The sequence below is a fragment of the Nocardia sp. NPDC004711 genome, assembly GCF_053601595.1.
The window spans coordinates 144,894-164,615 of the sequence record NZ_JBSGCB010000002.1 but is presented as its reverse complement, the minus strand read 5'-3'; the positions used below and the strand labels follow the sequence as shown (position 1 = coordinate 164,615).

16 protein-coding genes are annotated in these 19,722 nt (G+C 70.6%); 5 read left to right on the top strand and 11 right to left on the bottom strand.

What is annotated here, in order from left to right; genetic code table 11:
* The first annotated feature begins 35 nt into the window (after positions 1-35).
* Positions 36-911, top strand: a complete 876-nt coding sequence (locus ACWEKS_RS02290; RefSeq protein ID WP_452338413.1) for a LysR family transcriptional regulator — start codon at positions 36-38, stop codon at positions 909-911.
* Between the two features lie 54 nt (positions 912-965).
* On the opposite strand, the gene ACWEKS_RS02285 is transcribed toward ACWEKS_RS02290, so the two are convergent.
* On the bottom strand, positions 966-2,513 hold the full coding sequence (locus ACWEKS_RS02285; RefSeq protein WP_452338412.1) for an NAD(P)H-hydrate dehydratase: 1,548 nt from the start codon (positions 2,511-2,513) through the stop codon (positions 966-968).
* Positions 2,514-2,630: 117 nt separating this feature from the next.
* Between ACWEKS_RS02285 and ACWEKS_RS02280 the strand changes: the two genes are divergently transcribed.
* Positions 2,631-3,056, top strand: a complete 426-nt coding sequence (locus ACWEKS_RS02280; protein ID WP_452338411.1) for a cupredoxin domain-containing protein — start codon at positions 2,631-2,633, stop codon at positions 3,054-3,056.
* Between the two features lie 8 nt (positions 3,057-3,064).
* On the opposite strand, the gene glmS is transcribed toward ACWEKS_RS02280, so the two are convergent.
* On the bottom strand, positions 3,065-4,933 hold the full coding sequence (gene glmS, locus ACWEKS_RS02275; RefSeq protein WP_452338410.1) for a glutamine--fructose-6-phosphate transaminase (isomerizing): 1,869 nt from the start codon (positions 4,931-4,933) through the stop codon (positions 3,065-3,067).
* A gap of 210 nt (positions 4,934-5,143) precedes the next feature.
* Here glmS and ACWEKS_RS02270 point away from each other — a divergent pair, with 210 nt between their 5' ends.
* Positions 5,144-6,007: a dienelactone hydrolase family protein gene (locus ACWEKS_RS02270; protein ID WP_364605397.1), complete on the top strand. Its 864-nt coding sequence runs from the start codon at positions 5,144-5,146 to the stop codon at positions 6,005-6,007.
* 231 nt (positions 6,008-6,238) lie between these two features.
* On the opposite strand, the gene ACWEKS_RS02265 is transcribed toward ACWEKS_RS02270, so the two are convergent.
* From ACWEKS_RS02265 to ACWEKS_RS02250, 4 genes are all read right to left on the bottom strand, one after another.
* On the bottom strand, positions 6,239-8,134 hold the full coding sequence (locus ACWEKS_RS02265; protein WP_452338409.1) for a hypothetical protein: 1,896 nt from the start codon (positions 8,132-8,134) through the stop codon (positions 6,239-6,241).
* Positions 8,131-8,451 carry a hypothetical protein gene (locus ACWEKS_RS02260; protein ID WP_452338408.1) on the bottom strand — a complete coding sequence of 107 codons (321 nt, stop codon included), beginning with the start codon at positions 8,449-8,451 and terminating at the stop codon, positions 8,131-8,133. Before ACWEKS_RS02260 ends, ACWEKS_RS02265 begins: the two co-directional genes overlap by 4 nt.
* A gap of 46 nt (positions 8,452-8,497) precedes the next feature.
* Positions 8,498-8,809 carry a DUF6802 family protein gene (locus ACWEKS_RS02255; protein ID WP_364605403.1) on the bottom strand — a complete coding sequence of 104 codons (312 nt, stop codon included), beginning with the start codon at positions 8,807-8,809 and terminating at the stop codon, positions 8,498-8,500.
* Positions 8,810-8,914: 105 nt separating this feature from the next.
* On the bottom strand, positions 8,915-9,121 hold the full coding sequence (locus ACWEKS_RS02250; RefSeq protein WP_452338407.1) for a PspC domain-containing protein: 207 nt from the start codon (positions 9,119-9,121) through the stop codon (positions 8,915-8,917).
* Positions 9,122-9,238: 117 nt separating this feature from the next.
* On the opposite strand from ACWEKS_RS02250, the gene ACWEKS_RS02245 reads away from it, so the two are divergent.
* Positions 9,239-10,882, top strand: coding sequence for an ABC-F family ATP-binding cassette domain-containing protein (locus tag ACWEKS_RS02245; RefSeq protein WP_452338406.1), 1,644 nt, complete (start codon positions 9,239-9,241; stop codon positions 10,880-10,882).
* Positions 10,883-10,931: 49 nt separating this feature from the next.
* Here ACWEKS_RS02245 and glmM read toward each other — a convergent pair whose 3' ends face one another.
* The 3 genes from glmM to rplM form a co-directional block, all read right to left on the bottom strand.
* Positions 10,932-12,308, bottom strand: coding sequence for a phosphoglucosamine mutase (gene glmM, locus ACWEKS_RS02240; RefSeq protein WP_452338405.1), 1,377 nt, complete (start codon positions 12,306-12,308; stop codon positions 10,932-10,934).
* 229 nt (positions 12,309-12,537) lie between these two features.
* Entirely contained in the window at positions 12,538-13,059 is a 522-nt protein-coding gene (gene rpsI / locus ACWEKS_RS02235; RefSeq protein ID WP_452338404.1) for a 30S ribosomal protein S9, read from the bottom strand.
* Complete coding sequence (gene rplM / locus ACWEKS_RS02230; RefSeq protein WP_326309446.1) at positions 13,056-13,499, bottom strand: 50S ribosomal protein L13; 444 nt, start codon at positions 13,497-13,499, stop codon at positions 13,056-13,058. Before rplM ends, rpsI begins: the two co-directional genes overlap by 4 nt.
* Before the next feature lie 302 nt (positions 13,500-13,801).
* On the opposite strand from rplM, the gene ACWEKS_RS02225 reads away from it, so the two are divergent.
* The gene (locus tag ACWEKS_RS02225; protein WP_452338403.1) at positions 13,802-14,431 is read left to right on the top strand and encodes a hypothetical protein; all 630 of its coding nucleotides are present in this window, start codon (positions 13,802-13,804) and stop codon (positions 14,429-14,431) included.
* Here the strand turns inward: ACWEKS_RS02225 and ACWEKS_RS02220 are convergent.
* Together ACWEKS_RS02220 and ACWEKS_RS02215 are read right to left on the bottom strand one after the other, a co-directional pair.
* Complete coding sequence (locus ACWEKS_RS02220) at positions 14,348-16,861, bottom strand: hypothetical protein (RefSeq protein WP_452338402.1); 2,514 nt, start codon at positions 16,859-16,861, stop codon at positions 14,348-14,350. The genes ACWEKS_RS02225 and ACWEKS_RS02220 overlap by 84 nt on opposite strands.
* A 79-nt stretch (positions 16,862-16,940) precedes the next feature.
* Positions 16,941-19,670, bottom strand: coding sequence for an ATP-binding cassette domain-containing protein (locus ACWEKS_RS02215; protein ID WP_452338401.1), 2,730 nt, complete (start codon positions 19,668-19,670; stop codon positions 16,941-16,943).
* Positions 19,671-19,722: the final 52 nt, after the last annotated feature.

Below are 19,722 nucleotides of genomic sequence, written 5' to 3'. Positions count from 1 at the left end.
TTTCACGTTTCTTCGCCCGAGCATAAGATCAGCTGATGCTGGATGTCCGCCGTCTGCGCCTGCTCCGCGAGCTCGCGCACCGCAAGACCATCGCCGCGGTCGCCGAGGCCCTGACCTACACGCCGTCGGCGGTGTCCCAGCAGCTCACCGCGCTGGAGCGGGAGGCCGGGGTGCCGCTGCTGGAACGCACCGGGCGCAGCGTCACCCTCACGCCGGCCGCGCTGCGGCTGGTCGAGCACACCGAGACCATCCTGTCCGTGCTGGAAGAGGCCACCGCCGAACTCGCCTCCGCCCGGCACGAACTCACGGGCACCCTGCGCATCGGCGCGTTCCCGACCGCCGTGCACGCCATCCTGTCCCCCGCGCTGGTGTCGCTGAGCCGCGACCATCCGCGGCTGGAACTGCTTGTCACCGAACTGGATCCGGCGGCCGCCCCCGCTGCCCTGCGGGCCGAGACCCTCGATATCGCGCTGCTGCAGGAGTACGACTACGTTCCCCTCGCACCCGAACCCGGCCTCGACACCGAGCCGTTGTTCGAGGAAATCATCCACCTGGCCGCCCGCGAGCCCGGACCGCTTGCCGCACAGTCCGATTCGCCGTGGATCGCGGGCACGCCCGGCACCCTCTGCCACGAGATGACGGTCCGCGCCTGTCTCGCCGCGGGATTCACCCCGCGCATCCGCCACCACGCCGACGACTTCGGCACCGTGCTGGCGCTCGTCGCCGCGGGCCAGGGCGTAGCACTCGTCCCAGACCTGGGCGTCCGCTCGACACCCCCGGGCGTCACCCTCACCGCGCTACCGGCCCGCCGCCGCACCCACCTCGCCTACCGCCGCGGCACCGGCGCCCATCCGATCGTCACGGCCGCGCGGACCGCCCTGCGTGCCGCCGCTACCGGTACGGCCGCGTGAAGTCGTCGGGATGGAACAGCGCGTAGCCGACCGGGGATCACCGGTGCCGGAGGATCAGGCGGCGAGCTCCCGGAGGGTGCCGATGGCCTCGCGGACATGGGAGAGCAACGGGGAGGCGGAGATCGGGGCTCCCGCGGACGTGGTGGCGTGCGCGGCGAGATTCGCGGCCAGGGAGTGGGCGCGGGCCGCGGCCGCGGCGGCCCAGGACGGGTGGAGGCCGCGAGCCAGGAGGGCGCCGACGATGCCGGACAGGACGTCACCGGAACCGGCGGTGGCGGCCCACGAGCCGCCCGCCTCATTGACGAAGACCGGGACGCCGGGGCCCGCGATCAGGGTGGCGCGACCCTTCAAAAGTACTGTCACCTGCCAGGATTCGGCGAGTTTGCGCACGGCGGCGACACGGTCGGCGCCGGGTTCGGCACCGGTCAGGCGGGCGAATTCGCCGGCGTGCGGCGTGAGGACGGTCGGGGCGGCGCGGCCGGTGACCAGACCGGGTTCGGCGGCGAGCAGGGTGAGGCCGTCGGCGTCCACCACCACGGGCAGGTCGGTGGCCAGGACCTCGGCCAGCCGGTCGCGGGCGGCGGCGTCGGTGCCCGCGCCCGGGCCGAAGACCCAGGACTGGACCCGGCCGGTCGCGGAAATGGTCTCCGCGGCAATCACTTCCGGGAAATGGGCGAGGACCTGTTGCGCGCCGGTGCCCGCGTAGCGCACCATGCCCGAGGTGGCGGCGACCGCGCCACCCGTGCACAGCACGGCGGCGCCGGGATAGGTGCCGCTGCCCGCGCAGACGCCGGTGACGCCCTGGGTGTACTTGTCGTCCGAGGGGCCCGGGACCGGCCAGCCCGCACCGACCGCCCGCGGTTCCAGCGCGATGAGATTCGCCTCGGGCAGTCGTAATCCGATGGGCACCAGCTCGATTCGGCCGCAGTGCGGTGCGGCGAGCGCGTGCACCGGCTTGCGGGCGCCGAAGGTGACGGTGACGTCCGCGCGGACGGCCGGACCGGCCACGGCTCCGGTATCGGGATCGACGCCGGAGGGGAGGTCGGCGGCGATGATCGGACAGCGCACGCCCGCAACCAGTTCGGCCGCCACCGGGCGCAGCGGGCCACGACCGGAGATGCCGACGATGCCGTCCACCACCAGATCCGGCGCGCCCAGCAGCCGACCGACCCGGTCGGGCACGGAGGTGCCGGTGTCGACGTGTTGCCGCAGCCCGAGCCGGGGCGGATCCGTTTCCCGCAGTTCCTCGGCGGTGGCGGAGACGGCGAGAATCCGCCCGCCCGCCCGGTGCAAGGCCTCCAGGCCCGCCGCGTGGGCGCGCTCCGGTACCAGCAGGACCGCCCGCACCGCGACCCCGCGCCGCCGCAGGAACGAGCCCGCCCACAGCGCGTCGCCGCCATTGTCGCCCGAACCGATCAGCAGGGTCACCGCGCGACCGGCGACGCCACCGGTGCGTTCGCGCAGCTCCCGCGCCACCACGTCGGCGAGGCCGAAGGCGGCCCGCCGCATGGGCATTCCCTCGGGCACCCTGGTGAACAGCTCGGACTCCGCGGCCCGGACCTCGTCGGCCGTGTAGTACCCGCGCACCGCCGGTGCGGTCATGATCGCCTCCCGGATGTGATTGCCTGCGCTTGAGGAGACTACGCCTGGGGAGCCGCGGCGCAGGTCAGCGCGGTGCCCGCGAATGGCGCGCTATCGCCGGGTACTAACCTGGCTGGCATGTCGATCCGTCGCCAGTCGTCTTCGCGTGTCCTGCTTCTCGTCGCGGTCGTGGCCGGAGCGCTGGTGGCCGGGGGCTGCTCGTCGGAAAGCTCGAAGACCGCGGCCACCTCGACCACGGCCGCTCCGGCCGCCTCCGCGACGGCCACCAGCACCGGTCCGGCGGTTGCCGCCGCGGTGACCGTCGAGGTGAAGGACATGAAGTTCTCCCCGGCCGACATCACCGTCAAGGCCGGGGACACCGTGACCTGGAAGTTCGACGACCGCGCCCCGCACGCCGTGCAGGGCATCGGCGATGTCGCGCTGGGCATCAACAGCCCGATCATCCACAAGGGCGAGTGGAGCCACACCTTCACCACGCCCGGCACCTACCGCTACCTGTGCCCGCTGCACCCGGACATGAAGGGCACGGTCACCGTCCAGTAGCCGCGCGGCTACTCGACCGTGACGGACTTGGCCAGGTTGCGCGGCTTGTCGACGTCGTAGCCGCGGGCCTGCGCCACCTCGGCGGCGAAGATCTGCAGCGGAACCGTGGACAGCAGCGGCTGGTACAGCGTTGGGGCCGAAGGGATTTCGATCAGGTGGTCGGCGAACGGGCGCACCGTGTCGTCGCCCTCCTCGGCGATGACGATGGTGCGCGCGCCGCGCGCCTGGATCTCCCGGATATTGCTGAGCAGCTTGGAGTGCAGCACCGCGCGGCCCTTCGGGGAGGGCATGACCACGAAGACCGGTAGCCCGTCCTCGATGAGCGCGATCGGGCCGTGCTTGAGCTCGCCCGCCGCGAAACCCTCGGCATGCATGTAGGCCAGTTCCTTGAGCTTCAGCGCGCCCTCCAGGGCGACCGGGTAGCCGACATGGCGGCCCAGGAACAGCACGGTCGGGACGTGCGCGAACTGGCGGGCGATCTCCCGCACCCGGTCGGCCGACTCCAGCACCTGGGCAACGAGTTTCGGCATGGACTCCAGTTCGGCGAACTCGCGCGCCACCTCGTCCGGATACTTGGTGCCCCGCGCCTGCGCCAACGCCAGGCCGACCAGATAGTTGGCGGTGATCTGGGCCAGGAACGCCTTGGTCGAGGCCACGCCGATCTCCGGGCCGGTGCGGGTATAGAGCACCGCATCGGACTCGCGCGGGATCTGCGCGCCATTGGTATTGCAGATGGCCAGGACTCGCGCCTTCTGCTCCTTGGCGTGACGCACGGCCTCCAGCGTGTCGGCGGTCTCGCCGGACTGCGAGATGGCGACCACCAGGGTGGAGCGGTCCAGAACCGGGTCGCGGTAACGGAATTCGCTGGCCAGCTCGACCTCCACGGGCAGCCGGGTCCAGTGCTCGATGGCGTACTTGGCCAGCAGGCCCGCGTGATACGAACTGCCGCAGGCGACCACGAAGACCTTGTCGAACTCGCGCAGCTCCTGATCGGCCAGCCGCTGCTCGTCCAGAATGATCCGGCCGCCCGCGTAGTGGCCGATCAGGGTGTCGGCGACGCCGGCGGGCTGCTCCTGGATCTCCTTGAGCATGAAGTAGTCGTGGCCGCCCTTCTCAGCGGCGGCCAGATCCCAGTCGATGGTGAACGGACGGAACCGGACACCCTCGGTCGCGCCGGTGAAGTCGGTGACCCGGTAGCCGTCGGCGGTGATGACCACGGCCTGGTCCTGGCCGAGTTCGACTGCCTCCCGGGTGTGTTCGATGAAGGCGGTCACGTCCGACGCGATGAACATCTCGCCCTGGCCGACACCCACCACCAGCGGGGTCGAGCGGCGGGCGGCCACAATGGTGCCCGGGTGGTCGGCGTGCGAGAAGACCAGGGTGAACGCGCCCTCCAGGCGGCGCACCACCGCGAGCGCGGAGGCGACGAAATCACCGGCGGTGTCCCCGGCCGCGTAGGCGCGGGCCACCAGGTGCACCGCCACCTCGGTGTCGGTGTCGCTGCCCAGCTCGATGCCCGCCGCCTCCAGCTCACGGCGCAGCGGGGCGAAGTTCTCGATGATGCCGTTGTGCACCACCGCGACCCGGCCCGTGCCATCGCGATGCGGGTGGGCATTGCGATCGGTCGGCGCGCCGTGCGTGGCCCAGCGGGTGTGCCCCATGCCGGTCGATCCGGCGAATCGGTCCCGGCCGGTCTCGGCGAGCTCCGCCTCCAGATTGGCCAGGCGCCCGGCCTTGCGCTCCACGGCGAGGCCGCCCGCGCCGTTCAGGATCGCCACTCCGGCGGAGTCGTAACCTCGATATTCCATGCGGCGCAACGCATCGACCACCACGCCGAGCGCATCCCGGTACCCCACATACCCCACGATTCCGCACATGGCCCCCTAGCCTAGCTGTATCCAATTTGCCCTCCGCTTCGCTCCGGGCGGGTTCGCGGCCCTGAAGGTCTCGTTCTTCCCTCCTCCGCTCCTCCGCTTCGCTCCCCCGCTCCAAGGCGGAGGTCGATCAAGCCGCAGTCCAGAACGAGACGGGCCGCGAACCTTGTGCGCTTGAAGCATCTCGGGCCATTACCGACTAAGTTCATCTCCGTGTCGGCGTCTGTGAAATCGCTCCTGAGCACTCTGACCCTGCGTGGCCCGCACGAGGTGCTGCGCGGGAATCTCGGCATCGCCGGGCTGCCCGGCGTGGTGTACACGCCCGGGAAGGGACTCAACCTGCCCGCGGTGGCGTTCGGGCACGGGTGGCTGACCGGGGTCGGCAACTATCGCCGACTGCTGGAGCACCTGGCCTCCTGGGGGTATGTCGCCGCGGCGCCCGACACCGAGCGCGGACCCATCCCCTCGCACCTGAACCTCGCGACGGATCTGCTGACCACCCTCGACATCTGCGCCGGGGTGCGGCTGGGCGCGGGCAATGTCAGCGTGGATCCGAAGCGGCTGACCCTGGCCGGGCACGGCATGGGCGCGGGCGCGGCCGTCATCGCCGCCTCCCAGCGCGACGTCGCCGCCGTCGCGGCCCTGTACCCGTCCCCCACCGCGCCCTCCGCCGAGGCCCTGGCCCCCAAGATCGACGCCCCGGCCCTGATCCTGGCCGGCGCCACCGATATCGACTCGGTCAGCTCCGACGCCATCCCGCTGGCCGCAGCCTGGGGCGAGGGCGCGATCCTGCGCTCGCTCGACAAGGCCGGCCACAACGGCATGATCGAGGGCCGCCGCGCCCTGGCCGCCCTCGGCGCCGGCAAACACGAACCCAAAACCGAACGCCTCACCCGAGCCCTCCTGGTCGGCTACCTCAACTACACCGTCCTCGGCGACAAGAAGTACAAGCCCTTCGCCGACCCCGAAGCCGCCCTCCCCCACACCCAGCTCGTGGACCCCAACGCCATCGAGGAAGAGCCCGAGCAGCCCCAGAAACTCCCCGTCCTCCAACTCATCCAGGCCCTCCGCAAGTAACCCGGGGCGGCCAAGGAACGCTCGCCTCGAGCGATTCTGCGGGCGGCACAGCCGGTTCCCGCACTGCGGAGCTCGACGCCTCCCTCGGCACTCTCCGCCAGTCCGTCCGGACTCCCCAGCGCGGGAACCGGATTCACGAGCGCGCCGAGCGACCGGGTCCCCGGCTACGGCAGCGCAGGGTGCCGGGACCGGTGCGCGCGCGGAGTCCGGACAGCACCGGCAGGACGACGATTACGGCGCGAGAGGTTCGGTGGTCTCGGGTATTTCGAGACCTCCCTCCGGGATCTCCAGCGGCGGGTGCGGCTCCGCTGACCAGGGCGGGGCGTCGGCGAGTGGCGCGTCGGATCCGGGTTGATCCGGAGCTGTTGGCGGCGTGAGGTTTTCGGGCGGGTGCGCGGGGACGGGCGGGGTCGGCGGCGCGCAACCGCCCGCAGTCTGGTCCGGAGTGTGATCGGGGGTGGGCGGCTGGGTGCAGCCCGGCGGGGCACCGTCCTCGGCGGCGGGTGGGGGCGGACCCTCTGGCGGCGCAGACTGATTCGGGGTGGGGTCGGGGCAGGGATTCGGTGGAGCGGCCGGCGGGTCGGGAACTGTGCAGACGCGGGGTACGCAGTCGGGACCGGGCGTTGCGCCGCCATCTGTACTGGGTGGCGTGTCCGCCGGGGTGGGTGGGGCCGGGTCCGGGTGGGCATCACTGGCGGGTGCGGTGGGGGTGTGGGCCGCGTCGTCGGCGGTGAGGACGGGGGTGCCGTTCTGATCGAAAGACAGTGTGTAGGTGTTGGTTTGGCCGGATTCATCGGTCACGGCGAGGGTCAGGTCGCCTGCGGGGGTGCGCTCGAGCACGAAATGCTTTCCGGACAGGTCGAATTCGAGTCGGCCGGACGGGAGAGCTGGGTTATCCGAGTGATCCGGTTCGGGCTCGGGATCGGTGGCGGCCTCGGGTTCACCGGGCGATGGCGAGGTTTGGCCCGTGAGCGAGCCGAGCTTCTCGATGGCGGCGGAAATGCCCTGTTGGAGGCCCTTTTCGAGTTGGGTGAGAGTGTCTTTCAGAGTCCGGCCGAACTGGTCGGATCGCTGCTGGGCCAGGTCCGGGGCTGCTGCGGTTCCAGTGTCCGCCGAGCCCGCGGAGCCATCGGGCTCCGCACCGCTGAGGTCCGCAGCGCCGGCCGGTTGCGTCTCGGCGGCCGGTGTGGTGGAACCCGCTCGGCCAGGCAGGGATTCCGGCGGGACGGTAGACGGCTGGGCTCGATCCGGCGACTGCGGCTGGGCCGGGTCGGGTGTCGGTTCCCCACCCGATGACGGCGGGTATCCAGGCGGGACGACCGGCTGTGACGGCTGGGGGTGCGATGTTGGCGGCGTTGTCGCCGGGTACGACCGCGGTGCTGGACAGGGCTGGGTCGTAGGAAAACTCGGGGCGGGGTTCTCCTCGGGCCGGGGCAGCAGGGCTTGGGCCGGCTGCGGGTAGGGATGGTCGATGACCTGGGCCAGGGCTGTGACGATGGTGCGGTAGTGGGATTCGAAGGTCTCGTTGGTGGCGGCGCAGGCGGCGGTAAAAGCGGCGAGTTTGTGATCGACGTCGGCACGGAACGTGCCGGTGAGCCAGGGGTCGGTGGTGTCGAGGGCTTCGATGTCCTCCGGGGTTCTGCCGTCGATGGTGAGGCGGCCTTCGCCGTCCGGAGTGGTTTCGAGCAGCGCGAGGGCGTGTTCGGCCTTGGTGAGGACCGAGTCATGGAGGGGGTCCAGGGCGGCGACGATGGCGGTGGCGGCGGTGCGGATGGTGTCGAGATCGTCGCGCGCCTGGCGCAGTTGGGAATTCACGATGGTGAGCGCCTCGGTGCCGGTGGCGCCGGTCCAGACGGTGGGCAAGGCTTGCGCGATCGCCCGGTGCGACGACCAGCGCGACTCGGCATCCGTGAGCGCTCTGTCCAATTCGATTCGGGCGGTGTCGAATTCGATGAGATCCGCGCCTCGCTGCTCGTCATAGCGGGCACAGAGGTCGGCGAGTCCGAGCCCCTGCGGCGCGCCGAATGCCTTGGTGTACAGGGGCAGAAAGTTTTCCCAGTACTGGAGGCCGGGCGCACCGTAATCGAGAATCTGGTCGACGCTCTTGCCGGTCGGGTCGAAGCTCATCGGCCCACCCGCGTGAGTGCGGTGGCGTATTCACGGTCCAGGCGCGCGTATTCGGTGGCGGCGCGGTCGAATACCTCGGCGGTGGCGGCGGCTGCCGCGCCCCAGTAGCGCAGGCAGGCGGCCGCGCGCTCGAAGCCCTGGTGCACGGCAATGCCCTGCGCGGAATAGTTCCGCCCGGCTTCGTCCCTGCCGACGCCGAAGGCGTGTTCGCCGACGGTGCGGGCATGCTGCCCCAGGGCCGCCGCATTGTCGCGCAAGGTAGTGGCCCCGTCGCGCAGGGCCGCAATGCGCACGCCGAAATCGCCGGATTCACTCATTGCTCCCCCTCGAATCCCGATGCCGCGAAAACCCCCGCCGCCCCGGCTATGTGCCGCCGAGGTGTCCTACGTCCATGCGCACCCACTCGGTGGTGCCGTCCGGATTGTGGTGGAACTCCCAGGCCGAGAAATCTCCGCCGCTGTCCACCACGGTCACATGATCGGCGTAGCCGTCGTGATCCAGATCCGTCCACACCTGCATGGCGTGATCGGTGCTGGTGGTGACGGTGTCGAGCAGGCCGTCACCGTCGAGATCCTGCGTGGGGTGCGATAACTCGACCGCGCCGAGCCCGCCGAGTTCCGTGTGCGCGTCGAGATCCGGCAGCTCCAGTCCGGGCAGATCACCCGATGTGACCATGGTGTGCACTCCTCCGCTGTGACGTGGCTCTCATCCTGTCACTTTGCCGAGGCACCCGCATCACCGTCGATCACGAATGTGGACAACTCGCGGCCTGTGCACAACTCACTGCTTCGGGATCACGATCCACAGCGCGATGTAGATGAGGAACTGCGGCCCGGGCAGCAGGCAGGACGCCACGAACAGGGCGCGAACGAGGTTGGCGTTCCAGCCGAAGTACCGGGCGAGGCCGCCGCACACGCCGCCGATCCATTTGTCGGTGGCGGAGCGGGTCAGTCGCTTGGGGGCCGGAGTCGGAAACTGTGTCGTCATGTCTCCCACAGTGCCCAGTTCGATCTCGGCGCACATCGGTCGCGCGCCCCGATACGACCCTGAACTTTCCGAGGGCCGGAGTCGGGGTGCCACCCCGAACACGGCAGAATCGCCCTGGTGAGCACCACTCTGCATGCGCGCGGCCTGGCCGCCGGACACGGTGAGCGGATTCTGTTCTCCGACCTGGACCTGATCCTCGCCCCGGGCGACGTGATCGGGCTGGTCGGCGTGAACGGCGCCGGGAAGTCCACCCTGCTGCGCCTGCTCGCCGACGGTCGCGCCCACGAGGGCGAGATCGTGCTGAGCCCGCCCGACGCCACCGTCGGCTACCTGGCCCAGGAACCCGAGCGCCTGACCGGCGAGACCGTGCTCGAATTCCTGCGGCGCCGTACCGGAGTGGCCGCCGCCCAGCAGCTCATGGACGCCGCCGCCGAACGCCTCGCCGACGGCGGCGACGACGAGTACTCCCCCGCCCTGGAGCGCTGGCTCGCCCTCGGCGGCGCGGACCTCGAGCAGCGCGCCGAGGAGGTGGCCGCCGATCTCGGCCTGGCCGAGAGCCTCCCGCACGGCCTCGACACCCCCATGACCGTGCTCTCCGGCGGTCAGGCCGCGCGCGCCGGCCTGGCCTCGGTCCTGTTGTCGCGCTTCGACATCCTGCTGCTCGACGAGCCGACCAATGATCTGGATCTCGACGGCCTGGCCCGGCTCGAGCAGTTCGTGACCGGCGTCCGCGAGCCTCTCATGGTGATCAGCCACGACCGGGAGTTCCTGGCGCGCACCGTGAATCGCATCGTGGAACTGGATCTGGCGCAGCAGCAGGTCGGCGTCTACGACGGCAGTTACGAGTCCTACCTGGAGGAGCGGGCGATCGCGCGCCGGCACGCGCGCGAGGCCTACGACGAGTACGCCGACACCAGGTCCGGTCTGGAAGCGCGCGCCAATATGCAGCGCAACTGGATGGAACACGGCGTCCGCAATGCCCGCCGCAAGTCGAAGGTGGACTCCGACAAGATGGGTCGCAAGGCCCGCGCGGAATCCACCGAGAAGCAGGCCGCCAAGGTCAAGCAGACCCTCAAACGCATCGAACGCCTGGACACGGTGGAGGAACCGCGCAAGGAGTGGGAGCTGCGCATGTCCATCGCCGCCGCACCGCGCAGCGGCTCGGTGGTGGCAACCGTGTCGGGCGCCACCGTGCGCCGCGGCGACTTCACCCTCGGACCGGTGACGGTGCAGGTGGATTGGGGCGACCGCATCGTGCTGACGGGCGCCAACGGTTCCGGCAAGTCCACGCTGCTGTCCCTGCTGCTCGGAAAGACGAAGCCGGACAGCGGATCCGCTGCCCTCGGCTCGGGCGTCGCGATCGGCGAGGTCGATCAGGCGCGCGGCCTGTTCCGCGGAACCGCCACCCTGGCCGACACTTTCAGTGCCCAGGTGCCCGACTGGAACGAGTCCGACGTCCGCACCCTGCTCGCCAAGTTCGGCCTGCGTGGTCCACATGTGCTGCGCCCCAACGACACTCTCTCCCCCGGCGAGCGCACCCGTGCCGCGCTGGCCCTGCTCCAGGCCCGCGGCGTGAACCTGCTCGTCCTGGACGAGCCCACCAACCATCTGGACCTGCCCGCCATCGAGCAGCTGGAGCAGGCCGTCGAATCCTTCGAGGGCACAGTCCTCCTGGTCACCCACGACCGTCGCATGCTCGACAATGTCCGGGCCACCCGCCGCTGGCACATGGATGGCGGGCAGCTCACCGAAACGCACTGACCCGGCGCTCCCGGCATGCGATTCGGCATGCCGGGGCGACAGGGGCTACTCAGACGGCGGCGACCAGCTTGGCGAGGTTGTCGGCCAGGTCATGCGCCTGGGTAGGGTCGGTCGCCTCCACCATGACGCGGACCAGCTGTTCGGTTCCACTGGGGCGCAACAGGATTCGGCCGGTATCGCCCAGCAGGCGCTCGGCTTCGGCAACGGCTTCCAGCACCGACGGCGCGGCCGCGACCGCCGCCTTGTCGGTGACCGGGACGTTCACCAGCACCTGCGGGACGGTCTGCACGATGCTCGCCAATTCCGCCAGGCCCCGGCCGGTTTCGGCCATGCGGGCCATCAGCTTCAGGCCGGTCAGGACGCCGTCGCCGGTGGTGCCGAAGCGGGGGAAGACCACGTGGCCGGACTGCTCGCCGCCCAGCGTGTAGCCGCCCGCGCGCAGGTCCTCGAGGACGTAGCGGTCGCCGACGGCGGTGGTGCGCATGGTGATTCCGGCCTCGCGCATGGCGATGTGCAGGCCGAGATTGCTCATGACGGTGGCGACCAGGGTGTTCTGCACGAGGTCACCGGAGTCCCGCATGGCCAGGGCGAGGATGGCCATGATGGCGTCGCCGTCGACGACCGCGCCGGTCGCGTCGACGGCCAGGCAGCGGTCGGCGTCGCCGTCGTGCGCGAGGCCGAGGTCCGCGCCGTGCTCACGGACGGCGCGCTGGACCTGCTCCAGATGCGTGGAGCCACAGCCGTCATTGATGTTCAGGCCGTCGGGTTCGGCATTGATGGCGATGACCGTGGCGCCCGCCTCGCGATAGGCGGTCGGCCCGACCTCGGAGGCCGCGCCGTTCGCGCAGTCCACCACGACGGTGAGCCCGCGCAGATCGCGGCCGGTGGCCTGGACCAGGTGCTCGACGTAGCGCTCGTGGGTGCCTTCCAGGCTGAAGCGGTCGTGCACGTCGTAGACGTGCCCACCGAGTCCGGGACGGCCGAGCACCCGTCCGATCGCGGCCCCGGTGGGGCGGATGAAGGCGCCCTCGGCGATGAGCGCCTCGATGCGGTCCTCGATGGCGTCGTCCAGCTTGTGGCCACCCGCGGCGAAGATCTTGATGCCGTTGTCCGGCATGGGGTTGTGCGAGGCGGAGATCATGACGCCCAGGCAGGCGTCGTACAGGCCGGTCAGGTAGGCGACGGCGGGTGTCGGCAGCACGCCGACCGACAGCACGTCCACACCGGCGGCGGTGAGGCCCGCGGTGACGGCGGCCTCCAGCATCTCGCCGCTGGCGCGCGGGTCCCGGCCGACGACGGCCAGCGCGCGCTTCTTCCCCCGACTCAGAACCTGGGCGGCGGCGGCCGAAACCTGCAGCGCCAGTTCCGGACTCAAAGACTCATTGGCGAGCCCGCGCACACCATCGGTGCCGAACAAACGTCCCATTACCTCAACACCCCTGCTGGTTCGGTCGATACAGCACGAGAGCAGGCTTCCGGCCCTCTCCCGGACTCTCGCACTCCGCCGTGTTCCGCAGCGGAGTGGGTCCGGGAAATAAGGGGCAACAGCTGTGAAAACTGTTGCGGGGAGCCTGCTCTCGTACAGGTTGCCGGGTAGACCGTACCGTGCCCGGCCCCCGGAAGGACCGGGCACGGTAGAGCCCGACGGCGCAATATCAGCGCTTCGAGTACTGAGGCGCCTTGCGGGCCTTCTTGAGGCCGTACTTCTTGCGCTCGGTGGCACGCGGGTCACGGGTCAGGAAGCCGGCACGCTTGAGGGCGGGACGGTCATCCGGGGTGACCTCGATGAGGGCACGCGCGATGGCGAGGCGCAGGGCGCCGGCCTGACCGGACGGGCCGCCGCCGACCAGGCGGGCGTGCACGTCGAAGGTCTCGGTGCGCTCGACGGTGACCAGCGGGGACTTCACCAGCTGCTGGTGCACCTTGTTCGGGAAGTAATCCTCGATGGTGCGGCCGTTCAGCACGAAGTTGCCGGAACCCGGCACCAGGCGCACGCGGACCACGGCCTCCTTGCGGCGGCCGACGGTCTGCACCGGGCGGTCGATGACGACCGGGGCGGCGAAGGTCTCGGCCTCGGTGTACTCGGCCTCGGCCTCGTAACCGTCGCCCTCCTCGACGACCTCCACGGCGGTGTCCTCGACGACGAAGTCGTCGTTGAATTCCTCAGGAGCGGTCACTGGGCCACCTGCTTGATCTCGAAGGGGATGGGCTGCTGGGCGGCGTGCGGGTGGTTCGGGCCCGCGTAGACCTTCAGCTTGCGAATGATCTGGTTGCCCAGCTTGTTCTTCGGGATCATGCCCTTGACGGCACGCTCGACCAGACGGTCGGGGCGGGTGTCCAGGATCTGGCCCACGGTACGACCCTTCAGACCACCGGGGTGGCCGGAGTGGGTGTAGAGGACCTTGTCCTCGCGCTTGTTGCCGGAGACGGCGACCTTGTCCGCGTTGATGATGATGACGAAGTCGCCACCATCCACGTTCGGGGCGTAGGTCGGCTTGGTCTTGCCGCGCAGCAGGTTGGCAGCCTGCACGGAAAGACGGCCGAGCACTACGTCAGTGGCGTCGATGACGTACCACTTGCGGGTCACGTCACCGCCCTTGGGGCTGTACGTAGGCACAGTGCATCCCTGTCTGTCGTAGGTTTTGCCAGCCAAGCGTGAGGTCGAGCTGATTCCCGGCGGCCGGTGGAGACCCGGGGCTCGTACGACAACCGGTTACCCGGCCGTACCGCACGCCAACGAGCCACCTTACCAGCGAGGGTGGCCGTCTCCCGAATCGGTCCCGGCGGGCAGGGAACGCCCAATCGAAGAGTGATCCATCTCACAGCGTAAGCGGAATGGGTTCCTCCGGTACGGGCATTGTAAGGAGAACGGGAACCATCGCGACGGTTGGTCCAGCCGTCCTGCCAATGGAGGCCGCCATGGCGATCAGCACCCAGCCGACCTATTCGCGCGCAGCAGCGACGCCGCACCCGCATGCGGCCGCCATGCGCCGGATCCTGCTGACCGTGGTGACCGGCAGTCTGGTGTTCCTGATCCCCTGGATCGCGTACCTCTCGGTCAGCCTGCCCTCCGAACGGCAGGTGAGCCAGTGGGACATCGCGTGGGTGGGCTTCGATTTCGCGCTGGTCGGCGCGATCGGCATGACCGCCTGGCACGCCTGGCGGCGCCGGCAGGTCTTCATTCCATGGGCGATGATCACCGGGACGCTGCTGATCTGCGATGCCTGGTTCGACATCGTGCTCGACTGGAACAGCCCGGATCTGTGGTTCGCCCTGCTCTCCGCCGGTATCGGCGAACTGCCGCTGGCCGCGCTGCTGTTCTACGCGGCCCGGCGGCTGCTGCGACTCACCATCGAACGCGCCTGGGCGCTGACCGGTCACACCGGACCCGCGCCCCGGGTCTCCCGGGTCGAGCTGCTGACCGCCACCAACTGGCTGCGGCTCGACGATCTCGCAGCGGACGGATCAGATGTGCAGGGGCGGGCCCGGATCAGCGCCGCGCGCGGGTCCGGGAATGGTGTAGCGCAGCGTGTCGATGCCGAAGCGTAGACAGTCCTGATCCCTGGGATCACCGACGGTGGCGATGCCCGCGTGCGGGAGGCCGGACACGAACGGGGTCACGGCGCAGGATTCGTTGACCGGGCTCACGGTCCCGCCACCGGCCCGAATCACGGTGTCGGCGGGCGTGGTTGACGCGACCGGGTCGGACCGCTGGTCGGAGTGCGCACCCAGCAGCGACAGCGCCGCCGCGCCGACGATGATCGGAGCGCCGAAGGGCTTGCGCATCTTGTTCCACAGCTTGCCCTTGCGCTGCTTGCGGTCGCCCTCGGGGCCGGATTCCGAATCCGGCTGCCCAGCCGCATCTTCCGGCGTTTGCGGATTCGCCCCAGGCGCCCCCGTCGACATCGACCCACCGTACATCCCGCTGGACTGGCCAGGAGCGTTTCCACCGGATCCAGCAAAGCTCCCGCGACCCGAACCGGACGAATCTCCCTCGGGCGCATAGGGACCGACCGGGTAGCCGCCGGTGTTGTACCCACCCTGCTGCCCATAGCCGCCCGAACCGTATCCGCCCTGACCGTACTGCCCGGCGGCACCCTGCTGCGGGGCGTACTGGCCACCCGCACTCGGCTGCGCGCCGCCCGGACCGTAGCCGCCCTGGGCGGCCGCATCGGAGCCCGGGGCATTCGCCGAACCGTAGCCCGCACCGGCCGGGTAGCCGGAAGACCCGGCGCCCGGTCCGGATTGACCGGAACTGTAGGAACCACCGGGTCCGTACTGGCCGGCGGGCTGGCCGTAGCCCGGCTGCCCGGCCGCCTGGCCGTAGCCGCCGGCCGGCCCGTAACCGCCGGAGCCGTACGGTCCGGCGGGCGCACCGCCCGAACCCTGTTGCACGCCTCCGGCACCCGAGCCCGCCCCGGCGCCGCCCTGGCCCATGACCGTGGTCAGCTGATCATCGGCCGGCGACCCGGGCGGCCGCATGAACCGGCCACCCACGCCCTCCAGCCCGGGCGGCAGCGTGCCGCGGCCGCCGGCCACCGGCTGCGGCCCGGTGCTCGGATTCTCGGTGCCACGGGGAACCCCTTGGCCCGCATCGCCACTCGGCGACTGGCCCGCTGCCTGCGCGGTGAGCCGCGCGACCTCCTCGGCCGTCATTCGCTGGGTCAGGCCGCCGGGTCCGGTCGGCGTGCCCGCGCCACCGCTCGGAGATGCAGCCTCCTGCGCGGTGATTCGCCTGGTGAGTCCCGCTGCCGCGGGATCGGCGACGGCCTGTGGACCGGTCCCGGCTGCCTGCTTCGCCTGGGCGGCGGCGGTCATTGCCGCGGCCTCCTCGGCAGTGAGGCGGACGGTCGCACCCGCCGGGTCGGCACCCGAATGATCCGGCGCGGCGGCCGGATCGGCCGTGGGCTGCGGGCCGGTGCCGCGCGCGGAATCCGGTCGCCGCGCGCCGGATTCGGGTGCGGGCGGCGAATCCATGTGCCGGGGAATCAATTCCGGCTGGTGGGCCAGCGGCTCGGGCTGACGCCGCAGTGGCTGCCCGGCGGCCGGGCCGCCGGTGACATGACGCGGACCCTGCTCGATCGGGCGCGCATCGGCGCCCGCCGGCTCCGGCGCGGCGGCCGCGGGCCGGTCGTAGGCCGGGTCGCCCTCGCTGTCGGCGACCAGCAGATGGGTCGCGCCCAGGACCAGGGCGTGCATCGGGTGGTCGGCGACCTGGAAGCGGTGGCCGAGGTGGTTCTGAAAGGCCAGGCGCAGTGCGTCGTTGAAGCACACATTGCCGGTGAGCAGCACCGTCGAGGTGTCGGCATTGATGGCGCGGGCCGCGGCCATCACCTCGATGACCACATTGTCGGCGGCGTGGGCCTCGTGCAGCGCCTCGGCGGTGATGGCGACGCTGACCGACTCGGTGGGCTGATCGTCATTGCCGTGGACGGCGACGACCAGGCATTCGCGGCCGTCGGAATAGACGCCGACCGCGCCGACCGCCGGACCGCGGCCGGGCGCGCGCACCAGACCGAGCGCGCGGACATAGCCGGAGAGCGCGACCGATTCGGGCAGCGGCTCGGCGGGCACGCCGAGTTGCTCTACCAGGCGCACGAATTCGTCGACCTTGGGGTCGGGCCATTCGTCGGGGAAGGGCAGCGCGAGCACATCCGGCGCACCGCCCAGGTGCTCGACGATGGACGCGAGCGGATTGTGCATGCGGGCCCGGAAGACCAGCTCGGCCGGCCAGGTCGCCCCGGCCACCACGATCTGCGGGTGCCCGATGATGTCGCGCACATCGGAGATGGCGATGCCGACGTCGGGACGCCGGTCCACGCCGGCGGTGTGCAGCCGGCCGGACGAATCCGCCAGCAGGTATGCGGGCGGTGTGTATGAGCTTTCGACCTGGACCGGGCGAATGGGCGAACCGCCGCCACCGGCGGCCACCGACACCACGTCCCAGCCGAGATGCACTGCCCCAACTCGAGCCGTCACAGTCATCAGTCTGCCTGCTCGCTTCGCAGCGCGCGCGACCGAATCCACACTTCGCACCCCCGCCTGCGCGAATGGCCGATCACGCAGCCGACTTCTTCAAGCGCAGGCGCGACCAGGTGAACAGGGCGAGCAGCACGGCGATCACGCCGAGCACGGAGACATCGAGTGCCCACGCGCCGACGGTGTGCTTCCAGAAGTGGTCCTGCTGCGCCGCCGCCGAGGCCGACAGATTGGGCAGATCGACCGTGGACGCCCCCGCGGAATAGCCCCAGCGCGAGGGGAACAGCCAGGAAAGCTGGTCCAGCACAACGCGGCCCGTCACCGGGATCATGCCGCCCGCCATCACAAGCTGCGCCATGATGATCACCACCAGCAGCGGCATCACCTGCTCGTTGGACTTGGCCAGCGCGGACAGCGCCAGACCCAGCACCACACAGGTCACCGCGGTGAGGGCGACATCGAGATAGAGCTCCGCCGGGCCGTAGGGAATCACCGCGCCCTTGCTCGGCGGCTTCTTCACCGCCAGCACGATGCCGATCATCACGGCCGACTGCAGCAGTGCCGCAAGGCTGAAGACCACGACCTTCGACATCAGGTATGCGCCGGAACGCAATCCGACCGCACGCTCCCGGTGGTAGATGGCCCGCTCGCCGACCAGGTCACGCACCGTGAGTGTGGCGCCCATGAAGCAGGCGCCCAGGATGAGCACCACCAGCAGCTGCTGGGCCTCGCCATTGTTGGCGCGCACGAAACTGCCGTCGGGCGCCTGCACGAAGCCGACGGACTCGAATCCGCTCTTGCCCTGCACGACCAGCGACAGACCGCCCAGCACGAACGGCAGGATCGCGAGGAACGCCAGATACCCGCGGTCGGCGAAGATGAGCCGCAGCTGCCGCCGCGACAGCGTGGAGAACTGTTTGAGCGGACTGGATTTCGGCGCCTTCGCCCGTTCCACCGGTTTGACCGGCGCGGGCGGCTCCGCGAACGCTTGGCGGGAGCGGAAATTCGCGAAGGCCCCGTCCGGATCGGCGGCGACGCGGCCGAAGATCTCGGCCCAGTCGCTGGTGCCCATGACGTGGCCGACGCTGCCCGGGTGCCCGCAGAAGGCGGTCTTGCCGCCGGGTGCGAGCAGCAGCACCTGATCGCACATGTCCAGGCAGGCCACCGAGTGGGTGACCACGATGACGGTGCGCCCGGCATCGGCCAGTTCCCGCAGCATGGTCATGACCTGGCGGTCCAGCGCCGGGTCCAGGCCCGAGGTGGGCTCGTCCAGGATCAGCAGCGAGGGACCGGTGAGCAGCTCCATGGCCACCGAGGCGCGTTTGCGCTGACCGCCGGAGAGCCGGTCCACGCGGGTGTCGGCGTGCTGGGTGAGCGAAAGTTCCTTCAGCACATCGGCGATCACCTGCTGGCGATCGGCCTTGCTGGTGTCCGGGGGCAGGCGCAGCTGGGCAGCGAAGTTGAGCGCCTGCTTGACCGTCAGCTGCCGGTGCAGCACGTCGTCCTGCGGCACCATGCCGATACGGGAGCGCAATGCTTCGTACTCGGCGTGCAGATTGCGGCCCTCGAAGGTGACCACACCCGCGGACGGATGCGTCGTTCCCGCAATGAGTTTCGACAGGGTCGACTTGCCCGCGCCGGAGGGGCCGATCATCGCGGTCAGCGAGCCGCGCCCGGCCTGCATGTTCACGTCGATGAGCAGCTGCTTGTTGCCCTCGACGGTGAACGAGACGCCGTGCACGTGCAGGCCCTGCTCGGCGACCGGCCGCTGGCGATGGACCAGCGTGCCCTCCTGCACGACGAAGTCGACGTTACCGATGGTGACGATGTCGCGTTCACGCAGCAGCGCCCGCTGTTCGCGGCGGCCGTTGACGAAGGTGCCGTTGGCCGAGCCCAGGTCCTCGATGGCCAGGCCCTGCCGGTCCGGCACCAGGCGGGCGTGCCGGCGCGAGGCCATCGGGTCGTTGACCACGATCTGGTTGTCGCTGGTGCGGCCGATGTCGAGGCCGTCGCGCGGAATCCGGTCGGCGCGCGCGATGGCCGCAGTGGAGGCGCGGGCGCGGATCGGCGGCAGCGCGGAGGTGTCCGCCTTGGTGGTCATATTGATGTTGTCGGCGGCGGCCGGGGGCGGCGTATGCACCGGCGGGCGTGGCACATTCGGCGTCGCCGCGGTGCCGGGAGGCGGAGTCTGCCGCTGTTGCAGGGGATTCGGCTGCTGGTGTGGTACCGGGTGCGGCAGTTGATGCTGCGGCCCGGACGCGGGCCGGTGCACCGGCGGCCGCTGCGCGAGATTCGGGTTGGCCTGGGCCGGGTTGGGCCAGGCCTGCTGGGGATTGGGCCGCTGCTGCACCGGCGGGCGCTGCGCGAAGGGCTGCACCGGCGGCTGCTGGGCCTGCTGCGGCTGCCCCGCCTGCGGCATCGGCCGCGACGGCGGCCGGTTCGGCGGCGGCATCATGCCCGGACGCTGCTGCGGCGGCGGCGTGCCACCGACCCGGCTGGTCTGCGGCAGCAGGTGCAGCAGCGGCCCGGTGATGGCATCGCCGAGCCGCACCTGGGTGGGCCGGTTGATGACCAGTGGCGTGGTCAGGCGGCGGGCGTCCACGAAGACGCCGTTGGTGCTGCCGTTGTCGCTGAGCATCCACGACCCGGCCTCGTAGCTGAGGGTCGCGTGCACCCGGGACACCAGCGGGCTGTCGACGAACAGCGTCACCTCCGGCGCCCTGCCCATGGTGATCTGCTGGGTCGCGTCGAAGACCCGTTCGGTTCCTTCATGACGCACGGTGATCTGCTGCGCCCCCGGTGAAGACATGGCTGGATAATAAGCGAAGCCCCCGAAGTCCGGCGTTGCGCTCATCGGCCGC